The organism is Pseudoalteromonas shioyasakiensis (assembly GCA_013391845.1).
Classification (GTDB): Bacteria; Pseudomonadota; Gammaproteobacteria; order Enterobacterales; family Alteromonadaceae; genus Pseudoalteromonas; species Pseudoalteromonas apostichopi.
In genome coordinates this window covers 192,897-216,756 of record CP058414.1, presented here as the reverse complement: position 1 = coordinate 216,756, position 23,860 = coordinate 192,897, and the positions used below count along the sequence as shown (strand labels likewise).

Genomic DNA, 23,860 nt, shown 5'->3' with positions numbered 1-23,860 from the left:
ACAAAATATGCAAAATGATATGGTGCTATTACATGGCTGGGGAATGAACCAGGGGGTTTGGCAAGTGATCAAGCCTGAGCTTGAGTTTTTCCATGATGGTGAAGTCCGTTGCTTTGACTTACCTGGATTTGGTAATGCGCAGTCAATTCCAACACCTTACTCTTTGCATGATGCAGCTCAGCAATTAAGCGCCCAGCTCAATAATAACTCTATTCTTGTTGGCTGGTCTTTAGGTGGTCTTTTTGCTTTGTATATTGCTGCACATTGGCCAGACAAGGTAGCAAAGGTTGTGTTGGTTTCTTCAACGCCATTTTTTGCGCAAACCGACGAATGGCCGGGTATCAAGCCTGAAGTATTAAACGCCTTTAAAGATCAGCTGGTTAGCCACAGAGAAAAAACGATAGAACGGTTTTTGGCGATACAAGCGATGGGCAGTGAATCAGCTCGGGACGATATTAAGCAGCTAAAAGCACTTTTAAACCAGTATCCAGCGCCACAAGAGCAGGCTTTAAGTGCTGGCTTAGACATTTTACAGCAGGATGATTTGCGTGAGCTATTCGCTAACCTTAGCGTACCTGTGCGTGGTATTTTCGGCCGTTTAGATTCATTAGTACCTTATCGTGCGATTGAAAAAATGCATGCTTTACAGCCTCAGTTTGAATATGAGGTTTTAGATAAAGCCTCACATGCGCCATTTATTTCTCATAAAGCAGCATTTATATCAGCACTGAAATCAATGTGTTAAGCAAAACTCGCTGAGAGGCCAGAAAAATAGCGGGATTTAGCTTTATTTTGCTCGTTTTATGAGCGATACTTAACAAGTAGATCTCACTGTTGGAGGGTGTTATGCCAATCAGTTCTGTTTTTAATAATGCGGTAGAAGGTTATAACCGTGCTAGTCAAGGTATCGAAAAGGCGAGCGCAGAGATTAGCCGTGCCTCAATTGATCAGCAAGATGATGCCCAATTAGCTCAACAACGGCAATTACAAGCGGCGAGTCCAAATGAAGCTGTTACTCCGCCAGCTTCACAACCTGCCCCAATCGATGAGTCGCTTGTCAATTTGAAAGTTGAAGAGTTTAATGCAAAAGCCAATATCAACACGATTCAAACTGCTGATGAAGTGCTCGGTACACTAATAGATATTAAAGTTTAGTACTTATGAATATCGTCACTCCGTTTCCTTCGATTAATATCAACACGGCGAATGTGCACACTGAAAGTGCTCGCCGTGATAATCAGTTACGTGAAGTGATCCCACCTCCTGCTGCTACCAAGCCGAGTAACGCGGAAAACAAAACCCTTAATGATGGCGACAAAACCAAGCAGCCTGGTTCTGAGGCCGGTACTTATGATGCTAAAGGGCGTCTTGCTGAAGACAAAGTAATTGAAGAGCGTCAGCAAGGTCGCGAACAAGGCGAGTCTGAGCAAACAGAGCAAGAACAACAGGAAGCTAAACAAGAACAACAAAAAGAGCAAAAGGTTGCAGAGCAAGAACAGCAAGATGCTGAACAAATTAAAGAGTTAAAAGCCCGCGATACCGAGGTGCGTATTCATGAGCAAGCGCATGCGACAGTTGGTGGTCAATATGCAGGCTCGCCAAGCTATGAGTATCAACGCGGCCCCGACGGTACAAACTATGCCGTAGGCGGCGAAGTGCAAATTGATGTTGCTGAAATAAAAGGCGACCCAAAAGCCACAATCGAAAAAATGCAGACAGTGCGTGCAGCAGCGCTTGCACCACAAGAACCATCGAGTGCTGATCGTTCTATCGCGGCCGATGCCACACAAAAACTTATGGCAGCACAAGCTGAGCTTGCCAGTCAATCAGCAGATAGCGATGCTGATTCAGGCAAATCGACCTTCAAAATAAACAGTGAGTATGCCGAAGATAGCGCTATTCAAAGCAGTGAAACTAAAACAGCCAAGCGTGATGTAGAAGTAGACGAGCGTGCCACACGTATTGCTAACTTTTATCAAGCAGCTACCTCGCCCACCAATCAAAATCAGTTTTCTGCTTTTATTTAACATCCTTAAATAAAAACCGCGTAAGTTTAAACTCACGCGGTTTTTTATTATCGATTGATACCAGTTTGATTAATCTATTTGGGGATTACTTTTTCACTTTTGCATTGGCAAATGCATCTGCAAACGCATTGCCCATCGCAACATTACCAAATTCGCGTTTTTGCTTTGGTGCGCTTTTCGCTTTAGCTGCAGGCTTAGGTTTGCTCGCTGGTGCGGCTTTATTGCTGGTATCAACATCATCGTCTAAACGCATAGTAAAGCTAATACGTTTACGTGCAGCATCTACTTCAACTACTTTTACTTTTACAATATCACCAGCTTTAACCACTTCACGTGGGTCGGAAATAAACTTATTGGTAATAGCAGAAATATGCACTAAACCGTCTTGGTGTACGCCCACATCAACGAAGGCACCGAAGTTAGCAACGTTAGACACCACACCCTCTAAAATCATACCAGGTTTAAGGTCGTTAATGGTTTCAACACCGGCTTTAAATTCCGCTGTTTTAAACTCAGGGCGCGGGTCACGACCCGGTTTATCAAGTTCTTTGATAATGTCGGTAACGGTAGGTAAACCAAACTTTTCGTCTGTGTAATCGTTAGCAACGAGCTTGTTTAGGATGTCAGAGTTACCAATTAGGCTGTTTACATCTAAGCTGTTTTTCTCGCAGATACGCTTAACAACAGGGTAGGCTTCAGGGTGAACTGACGAGTTATCGAGAGGATCTGAACCTGTACTGATACGTAAGAAACCGGCAGCTTGTTCAAAGGCTTTTGGACCTAAGCGTTCAACTTTTTTCAGTTCAGAACGTTTACTAAATGAGCCATTCGCATCGCGGTAGCTAACAATATTTTGTGCTAACGTTTTGTTTAAGCCTGATACGCGAGTAAGTAATGGCACTGATGCCATGTTTAAGTCTACACCTACAGAGTTTACACAGTCTTCGACTACTGAAGTTAGCGTTTGCCCTAGTTGGCTTTGCGATACATCGTGTTGATACTGACCTACACCGATTGATTTAGGCTCGATTTTTACCAGCTCGGCAAGTGGGTCTTGTAAGCGGCGCGCAATAGACACAGCACCACGTAGTGAAACATCAAGGTTAGGGAACTCATTGGCTGCAAATTCAGACGCTGAATAAACAGATGCGCCTGCTTCACTGACCATTACTTTATTTAGTTTTAGTTCACTGTTTGCTTTAATCAGTTCTGCTACTAACTTGTCAGATTCACGTGAAGCCGTACCATTGCCAATAGCAATTAGCTCAACTTTATGCTGGCGACATAATTGTTCTAAAGTACGAAGCGATTTATCCCAATGATTTTGTGGAGCGTGCGGGAAAATCGTTTGTGTTGTTAACAGCTTGCCAGTGCTGTCTACAACGGCAATTTTACAACCTGTGCGTAAACCAGGATCGAGACCTAACGTGGTGCGTGGGCCTGCAGGAGCGGCCATTAATAAGTCTTTTAAGTTCTTAGCAAAAACGTCAATTGCGCCGGTTTCTGCTTTTTCGCGCATTGCACCTAAAAATTCATTCTCTAGATGTAGGCTTAACTTAATTTTCCATGCCCATTGCACTACGCCCATTAGCCAACTGCTTGCAGCAGAGTTGCTAACATCTAAGCGGTAATGATCAGCAATCATTTGCGCGCATACTTGCGCTGGATTTTCTGCGCTTGGCTCAGGGTTGATACTCAGTTGTAATACGCCTTCATTACGAGCACGAAGCATAGCAAGTGCACGGTGTGATGGTACTTTCTTAAGCGGTTCTTGATGCTCAAAGTAGTCGCGGTACTTCACGCCTTCATTTTCATGGCCTGCGATTACAGCACTTTCAATTTGACCGTGTTGTGCAATATGACTACGAAATTTAGCAAGTAATTTGGCGTCTTCAGCAAAGCGCTCCATTAGAATAAATTTAGCGCCATCAAGCACTGCTTTTGTATCAGCAAAGCCTGCTTCAGCATTAATGTAACTACTAGCTTGTTCTTCTGGGTCAAGGCTTGAGTTATTAAATAGCGCATCGGCAAGCGGTTCAATGCCTGCTTCAATAGCTATTTGTCCTTTCGTTCTGCGTTTAGGTTTGAAAGGCAGATATAAGTCTTCGAGCTCAGTTTTACTGTCAGCGTTATTAATGTCATCACTTAGCTCGGCAGTTAGCTTACCTTGCTCTTCGATAGTGGCAAGGATAAAGCTGCGGCGCTCTTCTAATTCACGTAAATACGATAAACGCTGCTCAAGTAAACGTAATTGCGTGTCATCTAAGCCACCAGTTACTTCTTTACGATAACGGGCGATAAAAGGGACTGTGGCACCTTCATCAAGTAGTTTGATTGCAGCAACAACTTGTGATTGCTGGGCATTTAGCTCGGTCGCTAAGCGTGCAGAGATATTGCTCATGCATAAACCTTTTTTAAAAATAGAAAATCAGTAAAACTGAAGATTAATTGCCAGAATAATATCACAATAAGAAGGCCTTAAAAGCACTGCTTTTAAGGCCTGCAAAAATAGTCTTACACAACGCAGATTTTAATGCTTAGTGTGGGTGATCCACATGTTGTAATACTTCGCTAAAGCTATTAGCAATTGGGTTGATATTAACTGGGATATGTAGTTTTTTAGCAATTTCACGAGCTGAAATCAAACCACAAATTTCTTGTTTAGCACTGGTTACTAATAGGAACATCATACCTTGGTGCTCCATTGTTTGTAGAGCATCACCAATACAAGCATAGCTGATGCTTTGCAGGCTTACCCCCGCTAAATTGCCAAGAGGAGTCATCACATCATGCAAGGTGATTTCGTCACGGTGTAAGTTCAAGCGCTGTGCAAGAATCATAATTTTTGAGCTTTGTAAGTCAGCGCTAGATGTAAGGCCAAGCAGTTTGTCCTCGCTATCTACAACTAAAATAAAATCTGAGCAACAGCTATTAGTTTGCTTTAACGCATCGACAATTGTGGTGCCGTAATGTGCACGTAAAGGGTCTTTTTTAGTAAAGCTATTAAGTACTTTTAAAGCTGGAGAAGTGAGATCTAGTGTTGGCTCAACTTCATTCACTGCATTAGATAATGCGCCATTAGAGATATCTTGAAGACGTAATTCTTTGAAATTATTCATTTTGGTCACCATACATTTTAATAAAACTGAAATTGAAAATTTAAGTTAATTAAAAGCAGGCGGCCCTCGCTGGTGCGCGCTATAAACAGACACCTTATTAGAAGAGTGAACATACGAAACCATACGTGCATCTGGCAGTGGTTGGGCTACATTAGCAACGAACGCAGGAGTATGTTTATCGAGGTCGGTATCTAAGTTGGCAGGCTCTGCACTATCGCACGCAATAAAGTGAGCGGTTGGCGTAACACTGTCTGAATGGCTTTCTATATCACTGGCGTAAGATATCAAACTCACACTTATTAATAGTGCGAATACAATGGCATTACTCATGATGCGTTGTATTGCGTTTGACATACTTACTACCTTCTAAAACTCAAGTAATGATTTATCTTGAGTACCTTTAGTTATAGATCACATTTTCAGACTAAACAATCAATAATTAACGCTTTCTGAATTTTCTGGGAAAAATTATTTCGCATCAGGATAAGTTATCTCGTTGATATACCATTCTTTTGCGCCTTCAGGCGTCATCACCGAAAAATCATCATCAACCTGTTTACCAAGTAGCGCTCGAGCCATAGGTGCATCAATAGAAATGTAATCTTTGCGCTCGTAAATTTCGTCGGGACCGACAATGCGGAAACGCTTTGTATCACCTTGTTCATTCTCAATTTCGACCCAAGCACCAAAAAACACTTTACCCGCTTGTTGTGGGTTATAGTCAACGATTTTAAGATCTGGCATACGTTTACGAAGATAGCGTACACGGCGATCTATCTGTCGTAAAACACGTTTATTAAACTGATAATCTGCGTTTTCAGAGCGGTCGCCTAAGCTTGCTGCCCAAGTAACAATTTTAGTAATTTCAGGGCGCTTTTCATGCCATAAGTAATCATGTTCTTGTTGTAATTGCTGATACCCCTCTCGGGTTATTAAATTTGTCTTTGCCATTTTATTTAGCCTAAAAAGAAAACCAGCCGCAAAGTATAAACTTTGTCGAGTCAGATTTTGAAATGTTCAGTAACAATCTAAGCGCGTAATTCGATTTTTATTCTTAACTTTTTCATTTATATTAATAAGTAACATATTACAAAAAGAATGAAAGTTATGGGACACGAAACGACAAAAGTATTGGTTGTTGATGACGATATGCGCTTACGCAGTTTGCTAGAGCGTTACCTTGTAGAACAAGGCTTTATTGTTCGCACAGCAGCAAATTCAGAGCAGATGGATCGCTTGCTGGAGCGTGAAAATTTCCACTTGATTGTATTAGATTTAATGTTACCAGGTGAAGATGGGTTATCAATTTGCCGTCGTTTACGTCAAAAAGAAAATGACATTCCAATTGTAATGCTTACAGCCAAAGGCGATGAAGTTGACCGCATAATCGGTTTAGAGCTAGGTGCTGATGATTACATTCCTAAACCATTCAACCCGCGTGAACTGTTAGCGCGCATTAAAGCAATTTTACGTCGTCGTGCTAAAGAAGTGCCTGGGGCTCCTGCTGCTGAAGAAAACGAAATTAGCTTTGGCGACTTCACGCTAAACCTTGCGACCCGCGAAATGAGCCATGGTGACAAAACAATGTCGTTAACCAGTGGTGAGTTTGCAGTATTAAAAGCATTGGTAACTCATCCTCGTGAACCACTTAGTCGCGATAAACTGATGAACTTAGCGCGTGGTCGTGATTATAGTGCGCTTGAGCGCAGTATCGATGTTCAGGTTTCACGATTACGCCGTATGATTGAAGTCGATGCGGCTAATCCGCGTTATATACAAACAGTATGGGGCTTAGGCTACGTATTTGTGCCAGACGGTGAAAAATAATAGTAATGGGCATGTTTCCACGTAGTGCGTTTGGACAAACAGTATTTTTGGTTGCGGCCTTGCTGTTAATCAATCAAATTGTCTCTTATATCACGGTCAGTTTTTATGTTGTTAAACCAACTATAGAACAAGTAAACCTGATCCTATCTAAACAGGTGAAAACCGTGTTTATTGAATGGGAAGAGGGGGTTGAGGTAAGTAAGGAAGCCTCTGACAAGTTTTTTGAGATCACTGGCATTGAAGTCATGACCCAGCGCCAAGCAATGAGTGAAGGCTTGGCTGAAACTCGTGAATACTCGATGCTATCGCGAAGCATGTCGAAAGAGCTTAACGGCTCTGCACGGGTGCGTATTAGCCAAACAGATCCTCTTGTTTATTGGGTTGAAGCACCGCAAGCACCAGGCTACTGGGTGCGTGTACCGCTCACTGGATTGCAAGAAAACAACCTAAAGTTCTTAACCTTTTATCTATCAAGTATTGGTTTTTTAAGTGTTCTCGGTGGCTGGTTGTTTGCCCGCCATCTAAATAGACCTTTAAAAGCGCTGCAACAAGCGGCTGTTAAAGTGGGAGTGGGCGACTTTTCTACCAAATTAGAAGAGCAAGGCTCTACTGAAGTCATTGAAGTAACCCGTGCATTTAACCAAATGTCACGGGGTATTGCTGCGCTTGAGAATGACCGTCGATTATTAATGGCAGGCGTTTCTCATGATTTGCGTACGCCGCTTACACGGATTCGTTTAGCGACTGAAATGATGTCGGATGATGAAGATTACCTTCGAGAAGGGATCATTCATGATATTGAAGATATGAACGCCATTATCGACCAATTCATTGAATATTTACGTCACCACAAGCGCGAAGAACTTGAGCTAGAAGACTTAAATGCGATCGTTTCTGAAGTTGTCGAAGCAGAACAAAAACATCACCGTACTATTACCTTTAAAGAGAATCCAAGCTTAAGCGAAGTGCCAGTAAGTATGGTGGCGATAAAGCGTGTTGTTACTAATATGATTGAAAATGCAATTCGCTATTCAGATGGTGATATAGAGGTCGAAACCCGCGTGAGCAGTAATAAAAAGTTTGCCATGGTAGTAGTTAATGATCACGGCCCGGGGATTCCCGAAAGTGAACTTGAAACTGTATTTGAACCGTTTAAACAAGGTGATGCCGCTCGCGGAAGTGAAGGTAGTGGCTTAGGTCTTGCGATAATTAAACGTATTGTCGATATGCACGGCGGCCGAGTACAACTACTTAACCGCCCAGAAGGTGGTCTCAGCGCCCAGATTTATTTGCCGTTTTAAAAGTATTAAGCTGTAAGCCTTGAAAGGTGCTGAAGCAATGGTGAAATTTAAAGGAAGTAACAAGATAACTATTAAGATAGTTAGCCAGTTTAAAGCCATTTGAATGAGAACAGCTGGTTCATAAAGTGCAAAATGCATGAAATCGGCAATTAAAATTTTATTTTCATAAATTTAGTAGTTACAGAAATTTCCAAGTGAACATAGCCATTACTTGTGCTCTCATTTATCAAAGCAAACAAAAAGCGCGGCATCAAATGCCGCGCTCTTTTAATTTAAAGCTTAAAACTTACAGCTTTTAGCTTAGATTATTATTGCTTACCGTCAGGATTGTGGTTGTCCATAAATTTGTTCTGCGCGGTTGAATAAAACCCACGACGTTAAAATATACTTATCATTTGAAATAGGCTTATTACCACGGTGAGTGTGGGTAAAGTAGCCCGGTGCTACGACCATAGAGCCCTGTTTGGGTGATATTTTTCGTTGTTGATAGTAAAATTCAGTTTCCCCACCTTCCTCTACATCATTTAAATAAAACATAAATAACAGCACGCGATGTAGGGCCTCGTTATGGCCAGCTTGCGGGTATACCTCGCTATGCCAATAAGGGTAGCCACCTTTATTGATATCGTATTTTTGTGCTTGAATTGGACCCATGCGGAAAATTTGCTGCACTAATAGTGGCAACTGTGGTTTACCGACTTCTTCAAAATTGTCTTGTGTTAGGTCAACAGGTTTGCCCGTTTGCGGATGGTAAACCTTTAAACCAAAGGCACCAATCATCATAAAAATATGCTCTTCAAGGTATTTGAAGACGTAACCCGCGGTCGTTTGTTGAACATGCTTTAGTTGCTCAGCGTATTCAGGGTGGTTATTAAGGTATAAATCGCGACTGTCTTTTTTCGCTAGATCGACACCACCTGAGGTAATGCCTTGTTTTAAATGCGGGCTTTGTTCAAATACCGTGATAAAGTTGTCGCAAAATTCTTTGCTGAGGGCGTTTTCGTATACGCGAATAAAGTCCGTCATGAGCTACCTTTAGTTTATATTTTTTATAGGGTTACTATGTTTACTGAAACTATCACACCACGCTTTAGCGAAACAGATGTGCTAGGGCACATCAACAATACCGTACTCCCTGTATGGTTTGAAGCCGCCCGAGCGCCTATTTTCAGGTTTTTTACGCCCGATTTAAACCCTTATGAGTGGAAACTGATCATTGCCAAGGTTGAAGTAAGCTTTGTGGGTGAGTTGTTTTATGGTCACGATGTTACAGTGAAAACCAGTGTTGAGCATGTCGGTTCTAGTTCATTTGTACTTCGCCAAGAAGCTTGGCAGCAAGATAATTGCTGTGCAGTTGGTAAAACGGTATTAGTTCGTTATGACTTTGCAAATAAATGCCCGAAAAAACTTGATGAGCAAGAAAGAGCTGCCCTTACAGCGCATTTAATCGCTGAGAAATAAACCATTTTTTGCCGACATTTATGAGTGCTTGGGGTAAAATGCGCCTTCATTATTTTGACTGAGTAATTTTGGGTTACACGCAATGCTGTTAATGATCGACAATTATGATTCGTTTACATACAACCTAGTGCAATATTTTCAGCGCTTAGACCAAGATGTATTAGTTAAACGAAACGATGAGATTAGCATTGCTGAAATTAAACAGCTTAACCCAGAGCATATCGTACTTTCACCCGGGCCATGTTCACCAAATGAAGCAGGTATTTCTCTGCAAGTGGTTGAACAATTAAAAGGGCAGTTGCCAATTCTTGGTATTTGCTTAGGGCACCAAACTATTGCTCAGGCTCTAGGTGCTGATGTTATTCGTGCCAAGCAAGTGATACATGGGAAAACCTCGTTAGTTAAGCATACCAATCAAGGTGTGTTTAGCGGTTTGGCCAACCCGCTGACGGTATGCCGATACCACTCTTTAGTGGTGGATAAACAAAGCCTGCCTAGTGACTTCACTATTACCGCATGGACAGAACAAAATTCTGATTTTGATGAAATTATGGGGATCATGCATAATGATTTAGCACTTGAAGGAGTACAATTTCATCCCGAAGCAATTTTGACCCAACAAGGGCTTGAATTACTTGCTAACTTTTTAACTCGCTTCTAACCTTAGGCTAGTGAATTAACAAATATGAACGACAATACGCCTGTGCAAATGACCGAAGAAACCCGACAACAAAGGACTGCGATGGTGCTTAATGAGCGCGCACACGATCTTTTGCTTGGTCACAGTTTTGCACAGCGTCAAATTGGCTTTATTCATACCTTAGAAATTGATTATGGCGAGTCAATGGAGCAGCGTACTCTATTAGAAGTAGAGGTCGCTGCCGAGAAAAAGCGTCAAAAGAGCAGTACAGCTCACCATAAATACCGTGCTCAGGCGAGTAAACAGTTACACCAAGTAATTGAAGCTGCCATGCAAAAGCAGCTTGAAGATATTGATTCAGTTATCCACGAAACTATCGGTATCCAAGACAGTGTACCTGCTATTCTAGATATTCTAGCTGTGCGTTCAGCCTCAGTGGGTCGACTAGAGCCATTAGTTAAAGACTTAAGTTGGTTAGGTCGTGAGCTCGTTGCGTTTGTGAATTTACCTTTTTATCGAAAACAACGTAATAAACACACTTCAGTTCAAGTTGATAATCCATTATTAGCGCTGCGTTACATAGGCTTAGACAATTTAAAGTTTGTGGTGCCAACCTTTGCGGTACGCCATTGGATGCCACACAGCACAGAGCCATTTCCACTACTAAAACGTCGACTTCGTGATAACTCAATGGCATGTGCCATTGCAGCTCAAGAGCTTGCTAAGCTAAATGGTGTAAATGAGGTGCACGCCTTTACCTTAGGTATGCTACTCGATGTGGGTAAAATAGCGCTAGTACGTATATACCTTCGTATTTTCGAATTAGTTTGGCAGCGTCAAGTAACGAAAGCCCGTGATGAGCAAAAGAAAGACTTACACACTGCTTTATTAGAACTAAAACCTGATCCATTATTTTTAAGCACCTTGCTAAATAAGCAGTCGATGAAGGTAACAGCGACCGTGATTGAGCAAATGGACTTTAGATATTTGCCATTTAATGCGGTAATGCAGCAATTAACTACACCCTTAGCTAAAAACGATGAATATTTGCCACTTACTAAGGTGATTTTAAAAGCTCGTTGTTACGCGCAGTATTTAAGTTTAAATGAGCATCAATTGGTCGAAAATGACGAAACTGAACGTTGGTTTACGCACTTCGATTTCACCAAGGAAGAGCTTAATCAGCTAGCAAAATGCAATTTTGATCGCTTTCATATTCAAATTAATTAAAAAAATTGTTAATTTTTTTGCGACTATTCATTCATTGTTTATCAATCTGCAGCGACAAATTTTTTGTCATTAGCCTGTGCTTGGCTCACTAGCCGTACGCCTTTTTATAGTAATTAGACCAAAAAACAGCCTTCAAATAGTTATTCACTATCCATGAAAAAATATCTCAAGCCCTTTATTTTCAAGGGCTACATGAAAGTTTTCTAAGAGACAGGACGAAAATTTTCTGGAATAATGGATGAATGAAAATTGAACCAAAGAGTTATTTTGGTGATTTTGCGCTAAGCTCAATCGGCTAAGTAAAATGGCTTGGTTTGGCTTTAGAGCGCCACCTTGCTCTGTGTGTGCTTACAATTAAGAGGATATAAAATGACAGTCAATCGCGAATTATTTGATCAAGTAATGGTTCCTAACTATGCACCATCAAGTGTTATTCCAGTTCGAGGCGAAGGGTCTCGCGTATGGGACCAAGAAGGTCGCGAATTTATCGATTTTGCTGGTGGTATTGCTGTTAACTGTCTTGGTCATTGTCACCCAGCTCTTGTAAGTGCATTAAAAGAACAAGGCGAAAAAATTTGGCACTTATCAAATGTAATGACTAATGAGCCAGCTCTTCGCTTAGCTAAAAAGCTAACTGACGCAACATTCGCAGAAAAAGTGTATTTTGCTAACTCTGGTGCAGAAGCAAACGAAGCAGCACTTAAACTAGCACGCCGTTTTGCACTTGATAACTTTGGTGAGCAAAAGTCACAAATTATCTCATTTAACAAAGGTTTCCACGGCCGTACATTCTTTACTGTAACGGTAGGCGGTCAAGCTGCATACTCTGATGGTTTCGGTCCTAAACCGGGTGATATCGTTCACTGTGACTACAACGATTTAGCGGCATTTGAAGCGCTTATCTCAGACAACACGTGTGCGGTAATGATGGAGCCTCTGCAAGGTGAAGGCGGTATCATTTCTCCAACAGCTGAGTTTGTTGAAGGTGTTCGTGAGTTATGTACTAAGCATAATGCACTACTAATCTTTGATGAAGTACAAACAGGTGTTGGTCGTACGGGTGAGCTTTATGCTTATCAAGGTCTAAATGTAACGCCAGATATCTTAACGACTGCAAAAGCGTTAGGTGGTGGTTTCCCTATCGGTGCGATGATCACCACAACTGATATTGCTAAGCACTTAAAAGTAGGTACTCATGGCTCTACTTACGGTGGTAACCCACTAGCATGTGCAGTAGCAGAAGCAGCATTCGACACTGTTAATACGCCAGAAGTACTTAATGGCGTTAAAGAAAAATCAGCGTTATTCCGTGAGTTACTAACTGCGATTAACGAAAAGTACAATGTATTCACTGAAATCCGTGGCGAAGGCCTATTAATTGGTGCTGTAGTAACAGAGCAGTTCAAAGGTCGTGCAAAAGAGTTTTTAGTGGCTGGTACTGCAGAAGGCGTTATGTCTTTAGTTGCTGGCGCTGATGTTGTTCGTTTCACTCCATCACTTGTAATTCCAGAAGCTGATATCCGCGAAGGTATGGCACGTTTCGAAAAAGCAGTTGCAAAAGTTGTTAACGGCTAAGCGAAACTGTCATTTCAGGGCAAGCTAGGCTTGCCCACATTTCTTAATTTACCGTTATTTATAAGGGAGCAAGCGGACTTATGATGATCCTTCGCCCAATCCAGCAAAGCGATTACCAAGCGTTAGTAAAGATTGCTGATGAGTCAGGCCATGGCTTTACGTCTTTGCCTAATAATGAAGAGTTATTACAAAAGAAAATTGATCATTCTGTCAGCTCATTTGCTAAAGCAGCCCAGCAGCCAGGTGATGAAGGTTACTTGTTTGTTCTTGAAGATAGCGAAACGGGAGAAGTCGTAGGGACTTCGGGTATTGAAGCCGCCGTTGGTTTAGATGATGCTTTTTATCATTATCATTTAAGCAAAGTGATTCATTCATCTCGGACGCTAGACGTGTATAAAGCCGTTGATATTTTAACCCTGTGTAATGATTACACCGGTGCAACAGAGCTGTGCACATTATTCTTAAAAGATGGCTACCGTAAAAACAATAACGGTAAATTGCTTTCAAAAGCGCGCTTTATGTTTATTAATCAACATAGAGAGCGTTTTGCAGACACCGTAATTGCTGAAATGCGTGGTGTGTCAGACGAAAGCGGCGAAAGCCCATTTTGGCAATGGCTAGAAGAGCACTTTTTCTCAATGGACTTTCCAACGGCAGATTACTTGACGGGTATTGGCCAGAAAGTATTCATTGCTGAGTTAATGCCTAAATACCCAATTTACGTTAACTTACTGAGCAAAGATGCACAAGCTGTGATTGGTCAAGTACATGACAACACACGCCCTGCGATTGAACTATTAAAGAGCGAAGGTTTTACCTTTAATGGTTATGTAGACATTTTTGATGCAGGCCCAACTGTTGAAGCAAAAGTAGATAACATTGCTACAGTAAGAAATGCCCACACGGTTAAAGTTGAAATAGGTGAAAGCCAAGGCGACACCACGGTATTGTTAGCAAATGATAAAATTGCTGATTTTAGAGCAACCGTGACTCAAGTTAGCCTATCATGCGATGCCGAGAGCATCACAATCTCAAGTGAATTAGCAAAAGCACTTCACTTAGAAGCGGGTGATTCAGTATCACTAGCAGAACTATAGAATTCAGGAGACATATTAATGACTCATGCAGCGCAATTTATTAATGGTCAATGGCAAGCAGGCCTTGGTCATACTTTTCAATCTGTAAACCCAGCAAATAATGATGTTATCTGGCAAGCAAATACTGCCACAGCTGAACAAGTAGACGGCGCAATCGCTGCTGCACGCGAAGCGTTTTACAGCTGGGCTGATAAAACATTTGCAGAGCGCTTAGCGATTGTAAAAACATTCGCAGAAACACTTAAAGAGCACAGTGAAGAATTAGCGATTGCTATCGCACAAGAAACGGGTAAACCACTTTGGGAAACACGCACTGAGGCAGGTGCTATGGTGGGTAAAATTGCTATCTCTGAAAAAGCATTTTTAGAGCGTACAGGTGATGTTGAAAACCCAATGCCACAAGGTCGTGCGATGATCCGCCATAAGCCTCATGGTGTTGTAGCTGTGTTTGGCCCTTACAACTTCCCTGGTCACTTACCAAATGGTCACATTGTGCCAGCATTATTAGCAGGCAACACTGTGGTATTTAAACCATCAGAGTTAACGCCAGCGGTTGCTGAATTAACTTTAAAGTTATGGGAAAAAGCGGGTCTTCCTGCGGGTGTAATTAACCTTGTGCAAGGTGAAGTTGAAACCGGTAAAGCGCTTGCTGCGCATAAAGGTATCGACGGGTTATTCTTTACTGGCTCTTCGCGTACTGGCCATATTTTACATGAACAGTTTGCTGGTCAGCCGGGTAAAATCTTAGCGCTAGAAATGGGTGGTAATAACCCGCTTATCGTTACTGATGTTGCTGACACTAAAGCGGCTATCCACGATATTATTCAATCAGCGTTTATCTCTACAGGTCAACGTTGTACCTGTGCGCGTAAGTTATTCTTACCTGCAGGCGAGCAAGGTGATGCAATCTTAGCGGGTCTTATTAAAGCAACTAAAGCAATCAAAGTAGGTGACTACGACGCTGAAGAGCAGCCTTTCATGGGCTCAATGATTTCTGCTGCGGCAGCATCTGGTATGGTTAAAGCGCAACAGCAGCTTGTTGAGCTTGGCGCAGAAGTGCTTGTTGAGCTTACGCACAAAGAAAATACCGGTTTTGTAACACCAGGTATTTTAGAGTGTACAAATGTAGCTAACTTCCCAGACGAAGAGCACTTTGGACCCCTCCTTAAAGTATTCCGTTTTACCGATTTTGATGCCGCTATTGATAAAGCTAATGATACTAGCTTTGGCTTATCAGCTGGTTTGTTAAGTGACAGCGCAGCAGATTACGACCATTTCTTACGTCGTATTCGTGCGGGTATCGTAAACTGGAACAGGCCTATCACAGGTGCATCAAGTGCAGCTCCATTTGGTGGTATTGGAGCATCGGGTAACCACAGAGCAAGCGCATATTATGCCGCTGACTATTGTGCATACCCCGTAGCTTCGGTTGAGCTTGAAAAAGTAGCGATGCCAGCGACATTAAGTCCAGGCTTAAAAATCGATTAGTAATCGTAAATAACTATAAAAAGCAGCTTTGGCTGCTTTTTTTGTATGAGATGCGTGGCAAAGGTAGCAATTAAAAGCGCTTTCTGCTTAAATCTAAAGAGGTAGTTTTTTATTAGGTGTGAAGTCGTATGGTTTTAGATAGGCAAGGGTATGATGATCTTGTCATGTATCTCACTCAAAATTTAGCGCTTTTTGAGAAGCCGGGTCAAATTAAACCAGGAGCTCCAACAGTGTTAGAGCTGATTGAAGACGTGATAGCAGAAAACGTCATGTTACTTTGCGAACAACACACAGAGCTTAATACCGAACAACGCAGCCAAATTGTCCGTGAAGTCGACGGTATCGTATACGACTTACAAGAAGTGCTAAGTAGCGTTACAAATCACACAGTAACCGTTGAACAACATGCCTTTATTGACGAATTTGCCGGATTAGTGAAAAACTTATTCGATAGCGCTGTTGTAGAAAGCGCCTAATTTATAAATAACTACAAAATTCTAGTCTTTCAGCGAGTAGCTTGAAATAAGCTACTCGCTTTCATATAGCTTACCTTTTATCCCTTGCATCTGTGAGTGACTTGCTTACAATCAAACAAAATAACTTTAAGAGATAAAACACATGCAAGCGAATGTAAAATGGGTAGATGGCGATACGTTTATTGGCCTTTCAAATTCAGGTCATAATGTAGTTTTTGATGCAGGTAGTGATAGCGCAGCGCCAAGCCCAATGGAAATGGTCTTAATGTCAGCTGGGTGCTGCTCATCTGTTGATGTTGTTAGTATTTTAAAAAAAGCAAAACAATCATTTTCTGATGTGCAAGTTAAGCTAACAGCAGAGCGTGCTGAGTCAGCTCCTCGCGTGTTTACCAAGATTAATCTACACTTTGTGGTCACTGGTGATAATGTTTCAGAAAAGCACCTTGCTCGTGCCGTTCAATTATCTGCTGAAAAGTATTGCTCTGTAGCCTTAATGCTTGATAAGACAGTAGAAATTACGCATAGTCATGAAGTTGTGCAAGAACAGGTAAAATAACGCTTTTTCCGAGCAGAAAATTCGTATAAAATCCGCGAACTTTTATTTCTGCTGGTGCAGGTTCACTCGTTTTAAGGTTGGTTTAGCATGAATAAACCCTTCGATAAAATTAAGCTTCATGGCTTTAATAACTTAACTAAGAGCTTAAGCTTTAGTATTTACGATATTTGTTACGCAAAGACTGAACAACAGCGTAAGGAATATATCGAATATATCGACGAACAGTACAGTGCTGATCGCCTGACCGATATTTTAGGTGAAGTTGTGGATATTATTGGCGCAAACATTCTAAATGTTTCTCGCCAAGATTATGATCCGCAAGGCGCTAGCGTGACAATCTTGATCTCAGAAGAGCCAATTGAACAGCAAACGACGTATGAAGTTGATGAAGCGCCGGGCCCTCTTCCTGAAACAGTTGTAGCGCACTTAGATAAGAGCCACATCTGTGTTCATACATATCCAGAAGCACACCCTGATGATGGTATTTGTACGTTCCGTGCTGATATCGAAGTATCAACATGTGGCATAATTTCGCCATTAAAAGCGTTAAACTTCTTAATTCACAGCCTTGAGTCTGATGTTGTAACCATTGACTACCGTGTACGTGGTTTTACGCGTGACGTAGATGGTGTTAAACACTATATCGATCACGCGATTAACTCAATTCAGAACTACATGACTGAAGATACTAAAGAAGCGTACCAAATGATGGACGTGAATGTGTATCAAGAGAACTTGTTCCATACTAAGATGATGTTAAAAGAAACTGACCTGAATACTTATTTATTCGGTGTTTCTACAGCGGATTTATCTGAAGAAGAAGAAGAAGTTATCTACTCAAAGCTGACTCGCGAGATGCAAGAAATCTTCTACGGTCGTAACTTGCCAGATACAGAGTAAGTAACCACAAGCTTTAAAGAAACGGCGCGTAATGTAAGTTACGCGCCGTTTTTTATTCCTTAGAGTTGCTCATTGACTACATTAGCCTGTACTTATATGCTGGTTAAAAGGCCAATTTAAGGATAGAGATGTCAGTTGTGCTCTCGCAGTCGGTATTTTTAGCAGAACAAGTTCGTGAAAATGAAGGCCCAGCAGCTAAGCGCTCTGGTGTAACTTTATATGAGCTTATGGAGCGAGCAGGGCTGGCTACTTATAAGCAAGCTATCAGCTATTTTCCTAAAGCAAGTACATTCGTTGTATTAGCTGGCGTTGGTAACAATGCGGGTGATGGCTATGTTGTTGCCCGCTTAGCTAAACAAGCGGGTAAGCAGGTTACAGTTATTGCTGGCTTACAAGATAAACCTCTCAAAGGTGATGCGCTGAGTGCTCAGCAAGCTTGGCTCAATGCTGGGGGAGTAATAACAACGGATGTTAGCGCTATTGAACAAGCAGATATCATCATTGACGGTTTAGGTATTCAAAGCGAGGTGCGCGAACCTTTCTCAGAGTTGATTAAAGCCGCTAATGAAAGTCAAAAGCCGATTGTTGCCATTGATTTACCATCAGGCATTCATGCAGACACAGGTGTAATACAGGGGATCGCAATAAAAGCGGCAATCACTGTTACCTTTGTGGGTATTAAACAAGGTTTAGTGACAGGGCAAGGACGAGCACATGCAGGTAATCTTGAGTTTGCTGACTTGGGTATTGGAGATACCTTTTTAAAACTGACAGCACCCACTGCTGAGCTTATCAATTATCAAAGTCAATCACCGCTCTCTCGACGTGATAATAACAGTCACAAAACTAACCATGGTAAGTTGCTATGTATTGGTGGTAACGCAGGGACAGCGGGTGCAATTCGTTTGACCGCAGAAGCCGCTCTTCGGACTGGCGCAGGTATGGTGAAGGTTTATACTCACAGCAGTTCTATTTTGCCAGTCAGTATTGGCCGACCAGAATTAATGGTGACTGATACAAACTTAATTAGTGCATTAGAATGGGCAAGTTGTATCACCATCGGCCCTGGGCTTGGACAAGACACTTGGTCAGAAACAACATTTGAAACTGTCATGCAGTATTGTTTCACTAATAATAAACCTCTGGTGATTGATGCTGATGCACTTAACTTAATGGCTCAGCATGCTTCGTCATTCCCATTAGTTAATACAGTTATAACACCACACCCCGGTGAGGCTGCAAGGTTACTCAATTGTCGCGCAAGCGATATTGAAGAAAATCGCTTTCATGCGGTAAAGCAGCTCGCACATAGCTATACCACTACTTGTGTACTAAAAGGTGCTGGTAGTTTAATTGCTGACACTAACCAAACATGGGTGTGTACAGATGGAAATCCTGCACTTGCGGTTGGCGGCAGTGGCGATGTTTTAACAGGCATCATAGCGGCCCTGATCGCACAGGGGCTTACTCCTCAGCAAGCAGCTTGCTTAGGCGTAACCTTACATGCAAAAGCTGGTGATATTGCCGCAGAGCGTGAAGGCGAAAGAGGCATGTTACCGAGTGATTTGTTTGTCGTTGTAAGGGAGCTGATAAAAGAGTTGGCAAGCAGTGCTGACTTGAGCAGGTAAGGCTAAATATTTCGCCTTAGTCTAAGACTATCCTAGCTTGAACAAGCCAATATTGAGTTAGCATTTTCATTGAATCAACTAAATCATAATAGCTAGAAGGCTTGGTCATAAAGGCGTTAGTACCTAAGCTATAACATTGCTTAATATCAACTTCTGAATCAGAAGTCGTAAAAATTATGATGGGAATATGGCGGTAACGCTCCGATTTTTTTAGTTCGACTAACGCTTCTTTTCCACCCTTTCTTGGCATGTTTAGGTCTAATAAAATAAGGCTTGGTAGAATTTTATTTTTATCGAGTGACTCAAGTAATTGCATGCCGTCATCAACAAATTGAATTTTATTTTCATCGACATTATTTTCAACCAGGGCATCACGGATGAGTTCTTGATCATCGAGGTCATCATCCGCAACTAAAATATAGCTCACAGAGCGTAACTTTTTGATAAATAATTTGTCGTTAAACATTAGCAACTCCTGATTAGCTTATCTTTTTCACGTAGATACTTATAAATAAAACAACAAATTAAATAATTAGTTAATCGAATAGTATATACTTTAGTTAAGTAGGTGTTATATTAACTTGCTTATACCCATAATACAAACATAAGTTTATTAATAACCCAATGACAGTAAATCTTACTAGTACTAATAGAGTGGTAGCTCTTCGCGAAAGTTTGAACCTTTCTCAACAAGAGTTTGCCGATAAAATAGGTATAACTCAGGGGGCTCTATCACAACTGGAGGCTGGCAAGTCGACCCTATCTCTCAGTACTATTATTAAAATCAGCAAAGTGTTTAATGTAGATTGTAACTGGCTTATTTTTGGTATAGAAGGATTTGATGACTCGAGTTTCCAGAGTTATCAAAAAGCCTTAGAGACTTCATTTATTCCACTTGTCAATGAAGAAGCTCAAGCTGGTTATATAGAACAGTGTAGTGATGAAGACTATATTAAAACTCTGGATGTTTATAAAATTCCGGGGTTTGAAAATGGCAATTATCGACTATTCGAAGTTGAAGGCGATAGCATGATGCCAACTATCCGCCCCAGAGAAACGCTGATCACTGAGCAAGTCAAGGATATTAATCAGTTAGAGAATGGTTCAGTTTGTGTTGCTGTCACTAAAGATGGCATTGTCGCAAAACGCCTCTTTAGCCACAAGACAGACCCCGTCAGTTACTTATTTAAGAGTGATAACCCTGAGTACAAAACATATTCAATTCAGGGAAGTGATATCTTAGAAATCTGGCATGTAAAAGCAAAAATAAGTTCTATAACCGATCAAGACTCACATATGCAAAGTCAGCGTTTTGAGTCTATTGAAAATGAAATTAGACAACTTAAAGAGCATATTAATAGAGTTTTACCGCCACAATCGTAGCGGTAAATTACTAAAACTGACTTAGTTTTATTTCTCTTAGTGGTAAGGTGACGTAAAACTGAGAGCCTTCATTGATATTTGCTTCTGCTGTAATTGTCCCATGGTGTCGTTCGACTATTTTCTTACAAATAGCTAAGCCTAACCCTGTTCCTTCGTATGCTTGTTTAGAGTGAACCCGTTCAAAAAGGTTAAATATTCTGTCTTTAAACTCGCTATTAAAACCTATTCCGTTATCAATGACAGCGATAACAAGATGCTCGTCTGTTCGCTCAACTGACTTAATCCCTATAATGGGTGCTTGATGTGGGTGACTAAATTTAAGCGCATTGAGAATTAAGTTTTGAAACAAACGCTGGATTTGTCGTTTGTCGCCATAGATTTCACCAATGTCTTCTATGTGAAACACCGCGTCCTTGTCAGCGATAATTAACTCAAGATCATCAAGAATATCATGAAAAACATCTGATGCTGAAAAGTGACGAAACTCTTCGCCTTTTCGATTGATTCTAGAAAAACTCAATACTCCTTTGATAAGTTTTTGCATTCTTTCGGCAGAATCCATCATACGAGAGATATAAGAAGCGTTTCTTTCTCCAATCTGTTCTTTAGAGTTTTGCAGGCGATCGCCGAACATTTGTATTTTTCGTAAGGGTTCTTGTAAATCATGAGACGCAACAAAAGCAAACCGTTCTAACTCTTGGTTAGACTCTTCAGATTTTCTAAGTGCGATTTCAAGGTCAAGCTCGGCTTGTTGTCGAGTGAGTATTTCCGCTTTTAAAGCGACAGTTCGCTCATTAACTTTAGTTTCTAATAAGTTGTTTAACTTTTTAAGGCGCTCAGATTTTTCAATAACATGATTAACCAAATGATTGCGAAACTTTATAGCGCAAGATATTTCGTTTGCCTTCCAAGGTGAGCATTTATTACGTACATTCTCTTGCCATAAACGAAATGAGCTACGAGGCATAAGGCGGTGACTACCGTCGTCAAGAAATTCGATTATCTTTTCAGGTTTCCCCCCCCAATTTTTTGTTTCAATCACCTCTTTACGAAACCACATAATAAATAAGTTTTCATTAGTAGAAACAGGCATAGCAAGTACGCCGCTTGCAATATTAGCAAACTTATTAAATTCAGCATTTTCATTAGACAAGTGATGGTTATGATACAGCAGTTCATCTTCTAAGTGGTTGCTTTTTAACCACTCAAATAAATGATAAATATCATCATTTGCGGGTACATCCCCGAAACTTTCAATATCTTTTTCTAGCCGCCATGCAACACCATCAGCACTTAGCATGCTAAGTAAAGCAGGAACTTGTTTGCGTAAGCCATCAATGAAAAAGACTTCTTCAGACATATGCTCTGCTATCTCTGCACTGATGGCGGTGGCTTTAGCTTCTTGAATCGCTTCGATTGATTGTGTTTTGAGGGAAATTATATATGAGAGCATCAACCCCATATACTGTGCAACTTGTCGTGCCTCAAAAGGGACGACATGGCTTGAATAGTGGTGACAAGCAATTAACCCCCATAATTTACCAGCAATAATAATACTGATAGACATTGATGCTTTAACACCCATATTGCGTAAATATTGGCAATGAATGGGGGAGACACTTCTGGTTATACACGTGCTTAAATCTACAGGCTTGTCTTGTGGGTAGATAGGTGATACTTCAGCATCCACATCTGCAAGTAACCTTATAGGATTACGCAAATATAAAGCGCGTGCTTGCTTTGGAATATCTGACTCAGGAAAATGCTGGTGTAGAAATGAGTTTAACTCATCTTTTTTGGCTTCTGCTACGACTTGACCATTATATTCATGGTCAAACTGATAGAGCATAACGCGATCAAAACCTGTTAAGTTCCGAACTTCTTCTACTGCTGTGTCGAATGATGAGTTTAGCTCTTTTTTGTCAGCTATTAGGTGAAGAGATTGCTTCATCAAGTAATTCATGGGGTCAATACTTGAGTGCTCTTTCTTTATATCAAACTCAAGTTCAATGAGTAAGTATTCATCGTTACGAGAAATAACACCTTTAATAGAGGTCTCAGGCGATTTACCTTTTAACTCAATCTTGAGTGGGTTAATGGCATGAAAGTCCTTTTGGGCTTTATTTTCCTCTATGATATTAGATGTATTCGCTTCAAAGAAATTAGTTATATGTGAGCCGACTAAGCGATCCTTTTGTGTATTTAAAAGCAATAAAATATTTTCGCTGAAATAGCATATTTTGAGTGTTTCAGGGTCAACAACTAGTAAGTACCCATGCGGTTGTATAGAGCCTGGAATATGAATAGGTTCTTTATGGCAATTGTCTAATGAGACTTTAAATGTATTGCTCAATTTATATCTCCAAGCGCTTGAGAGATTAAGCTAAATGCCTTATTTGCTCCCAATAAAATGTCATCTGCTGAGTTTGGGTTGTCGTTATGATACTGCTTTAGTGCGTGGATAAATTGAGCCCACTTTTGATTCCTAAGTTCACCATAACTATAAAAAAAACGGATCCCTTCAAGCTCATTTATCCAATTATGCTTTTTAAGCGCTTTAAATATGTGACCTCCACCCATGGTGGCTCCCTCCATTACATACATCATTCCAAATGCATGTGATACGTTGCAGATATTTTTTAAATCATCGTGTTTATATAATTTAACAGATGGAGCGTGTTGAGATGTTTGCAAATAAGCAATATCTTGATTTAACCAGCTTAGCTTGCTGCGGCCAACAAGTAGATGTTTTGTGGCACCATAGGTTGATATAGCATCCTCCATAATAGAATAGCTACTATGCATTGCGATTAAAATTTCTAAATACGATTGTTGGGTCATATTTTTATCGAATAATACTGCACCTAGTTGTTTTTCCACACGAGAGTGAAGGAAGTCGGTACTATTTTTTATAAAAGTATGAATATTATTTTGATCGCTATTGCAAGTTATTACAGTGGCGTTTGATAAAGCTGAACCCATTGTTATCCTGAACGTATTTGGAGCATTCTAGTAGTATTCGCACCAGTATATACTTAGGTACAAGTATGTAAAATACAAAATTAAGGGTGATTAGGAAAAGGCAACTATTTATTGCGGGTTCAAATGACTTGTAAAGTTAGAAGGTCTTTGTTTATTTACAGAGCAAGTAA

Annotated in this window: 24 protein-coding genes; 16 read left to right on the top strand and 8 right to left on the bottom strand. The window is 40.9% G+C overall.

The genetic code is table 11. The annotated features are described in order from the left end of the window. Positions 1-7: 7 nt before the first annotated feature. From bioH to HYD28_00960, 3 genes are all read left to right on the top strand, one after another. The gene (gene bioH, locus HYD28_00970; protein QLE07660.1) at positions 8-745 is read left to right on the top strand and encodes a pimeloyl-ACP methyl ester esterase BioH; all 738 of its coding nucleotides are present in this window, start codon (positions 8-10) and stop codon (positions 743-745) included. 101 nt (positions 746-846) lie between these two features. After that, a complete protein-coding gene (locus HYD28_00965) occupies positions 847-1,155 on the top strand; it encodes a hypothetical protein (protein ID QLE07659.1) in 309 nt (102 codons plus the stop codon). A gap of 5 nt (positions 1,156-1,160) precedes the next feature. Continuing rightward, positions 1,161-2,027: a catalase gene (locus HYD28_00960; GenBank protein QLE07658.1), complete on the top strand. Its 867-nt coding sequence runs from the start codon at positions 1,161-1,163 to the stop codon at positions 2,025-2,027. Positions 2,028-2,112: 85 nt separating this feature from the next. Here the strand turns inward: HYD28_00960 and HYD28_00955 are convergent, their stop codons facing one another. From HYD28_00955 to greB, 4 genes are all read right to left on the bottom strand, one after another. Then, positions 2,113-4,428 (bottom strand): RNA-binding transcriptional accessory protein, encoded by a 2,316-nt coding sequence (locus HYD28_00955; protein QLE07657.1) that lies wholly within the window; start codon positions 4,426-4,428, stop codon positions 2,113-2,115. Positions 4,429-4,564: 136 nt separating this feature from the next. Next, a complete protein-coding gene (locus tag HYD28_00950; GenBank protein ID QLE07656.1) occupies positions 4,565-5,146 on the bottom strand; it encodes a hypothetical protein in 582 nt (193 codons plus the stop codon). A 45-nt stretch (positions 5,147-5,191) separates the two neighbouring features. Then, positions 5,192-5,500 (bottom strand): hypothetical protein, encoded by a 309-nt coding sequence (locus HYD28_00945; protein ID QLE07655.1) that lies wholly within the window; start codon positions 5,498-5,500, stop codon positions 5,192-5,194. A 114-nt stretch (positions 5,501-5,614) separates the two neighbouring features. Further along, entirely contained in the window at positions 5,615-6,097 is a 483-nt protein-coding gene (greB, locus tag HYD28_00940; protein QLE07654.1) for a transcription elongation factor GreB, read from the bottom strand. A 156-nt stretch (positions 6,098-6,253) separates the two neighbouring features. Here greB and ompR point away from each other — a divergent pair, with 156 nt between their 5' ends. Both ompR and envZ read left to right on the top strand, forming a co-directional pair. Next, positions 6,254-6,973 (top strand): two-component system response regulator OmpR, encoded by a 720-nt coding sequence (gene ompR / locus HYD28_00935; GenBank protein ID QLE07653.1) that lies wholly within the window; start codon positions 6,254-6,256, stop codon positions 6,971-6,973. Positions 6,974-6,978: 5 nt separating this feature from the next. After that, a complete protein-coding gene (gene envZ, locus HYD28_00930; GenBank protein QLE07652.1) occupies positions 6,979-8,274 on the top strand; it encodes a two-component system sensor histidine kinase EnvZ in 1,296 nt (431 codons plus the stop codon). A gap of 321 nt (positions 8,275-8,595) precedes the next feature. Here envZ and HYD28_00925 read toward each other — a convergent pair whose 3' ends face one another. Next, the gene (locus HYD28_00925; GenBank protein ID QLE07651.1) at positions 8,596-9,300 is read right to left on the bottom strand and encodes a 2OG-Fe(II) oxygenase; all 705 of its coding nucleotides are present in this window, start codon (positions 9,298-9,300) and stop codon (positions 8,596-8,598) included. A gap of 36 nt (positions 9,301-9,336) precedes the next feature. On the opposite strand from HYD28_00925, the gene HYD28_00920 reads away from it, so the two are divergent. The 10 genes from HYD28_00920 to HYD28_00875 all read left to right on the top strand — a co-directional run bounded on the left by HYD28_00920 (position 9,337) and on the right by HYD28_00875 (position 19,325). Then, the gene (locus HYD28_00920) at positions 9,337-9,735 is read left to right on the top strand and encodes an acyl-CoA thioesterase (GenBank protein QLE07650.1); all 399 of its coding nucleotides are present in this window, start codon (positions 9,337-9,339) and stop codon (positions 9,733-9,735) included. Positions 9,736-9,817: 82 nt separating this feature from the next. Continuing rightward, positions 9,818-10,396 carry an aminodeoxychorismate/anthranilate synthase component II gene (locus HYD28_00915; protein ID QLE07649.1) on the top strand — a complete coding sequence of 193 codons (579 nt, stop codon included), beginning with the start codon at positions 9,818-9,820 and terminating at the stop codon, positions 10,394-10,396. A gap of 48 nt (positions 10,397-10,444) precedes the next feature. Next, positions 10,445-11,605 (top strand): HDOD domain-containing protein, encoded by a 1,161-nt coding sequence (locus tag HYD28_00910; protein QLE10453.1) that lies wholly within the window; start codon positions 10,445-10,447, stop codon positions 11,603-11,605. Positions 11,606-11,974: 369 nt separating this feature from the next. Next, positions 11,975-13,180 carry an aspartate aminotransferase family protein gene (locus tag HYD28_00905; protein ID QLE07648.1) on the top strand — a complete coding sequence of 402 codons (1,206 nt, stop codon included), beginning with the start codon at positions 11,975-11,977 and terminating at the stop codon, positions 13,178-13,180. Between the two features lie 80 nt (positions 13,181-13,260). Next, positions 13,261-14,277 (top strand): arginine N-succinyltransferase, encoded by a 1,017-nt coding sequence (astA, locus tag HYD28_00900; protein ID QLE07647.1) that lies wholly within the window; start codon positions 13,261-13,263, stop codon positions 14,275-14,277. Positions 14,278-14,295: 18 nt separating this feature from the next. Further along, positions 14,296-15,765, top strand: coding sequence for a succinylglutamate-semialdehyde dehydrogenase (gene astD, locus HYD28_00895; GenBank protein ID QLE07646.1), 1,470 nt, complete (start codon positions 14,296-14,298; stop codon positions 15,763-15,765). Positions 15,766-15,893: 128 nt separating this feature from the next. Beyond that, positions 15,894-16,241, top strand: a complete 348-nt coding sequence (locus HYD28_00890; protein QLE07645.1) for a DUF3802 family protein — start codon at positions 15,894-15,896, stop codon at positions 16,239-16,241. Positions 16,242-16,383: 142 nt separating this feature from the next. Beyond that, complete coding sequence (locus tag HYD28_00885) at positions 16,384-16,797, top strand: OsmC family protein (GenBank protein QLE07644.1); 414 nt, start codon at positions 16,384-16,386, stop codon at positions 16,795-16,797. Positions 16,798-16,884: 87 nt separating this feature from the next. Continuing rightward, complete coding sequence (gene speD / locus HYD28_00880; GenBank protein ID QLE07643.1) at positions 16,885-17,697, top strand: adenosylmethionine decarboxylase; 813 nt, start codon at positions 16,885-16,887, stop codon at positions 17,695-17,697. 128 nt (positions 17,698-17,825) lie between these two features. Next, entirely contained in the window at positions 17,826-19,325 is a 1,500-nt protein-coding gene (locus tag HYD28_00875) for an NAD(P)H-hydrate dehydratase (protein QLE07642.1), read from the top strand. Positions 19,326-19,341: 16 nt separating this feature from the next. Here HYD28_00875 and HYD28_00870 read toward each other — a convergent pair whose 3' ends face one another. Then, entirely contained in the window at positions 19,342-19,791 is a 450-nt protein-coding gene (locus HYD28_00870; GenBank protein ID QLE07641.1) for a response regulator, read from the bottom strand. Between the two features lie 158 nt (positions 19,792-19,949). Between HYD28_00870 and HYD28_00865 the strand changes: the two genes are divergently transcribed. After that, a complete protein-coding gene (locus HYD28_00865; protein ID QLE07640.1) occupies positions 19,950-20,708 on the top strand; it encodes a helix-turn-helix domain-containing protein in 759 nt (252 codons plus the stop codon). Between the two features lie 10 nt (positions 20,709-20,718). Here the strand turns inward: HYD28_00865 and HYD28_00860 are convergent, their stop codons facing one another. Both HYD28_00860 and HYD28_00855 read right to left on the bottom strand, forming a co-directional pair. Continuing rightward, entirely contained in the window at positions 20,719-23,061 is a 2,343-nt protein-coding gene (locus HYD28_00860) for a GAF domain-containing protein (GenBank protein QLE07639.1), read from the bottom strand. Beyond that, positions 23,058-23,690, bottom strand: coding sequence for a biliverdin-producing heme oxygenase (locus HYD28_00855; GenBank protein ID QLE07638.1), 633 nt, complete (start codon positions 23,688-23,690; stop codon positions 23,058-23,060). The genes HYD28_00860 and HYD28_00855 overlap by 4 nt, the downstream gene beginning before the upstream one ends. Positions 23,691-23,860 lie beyond the last annotated feature (170 nt).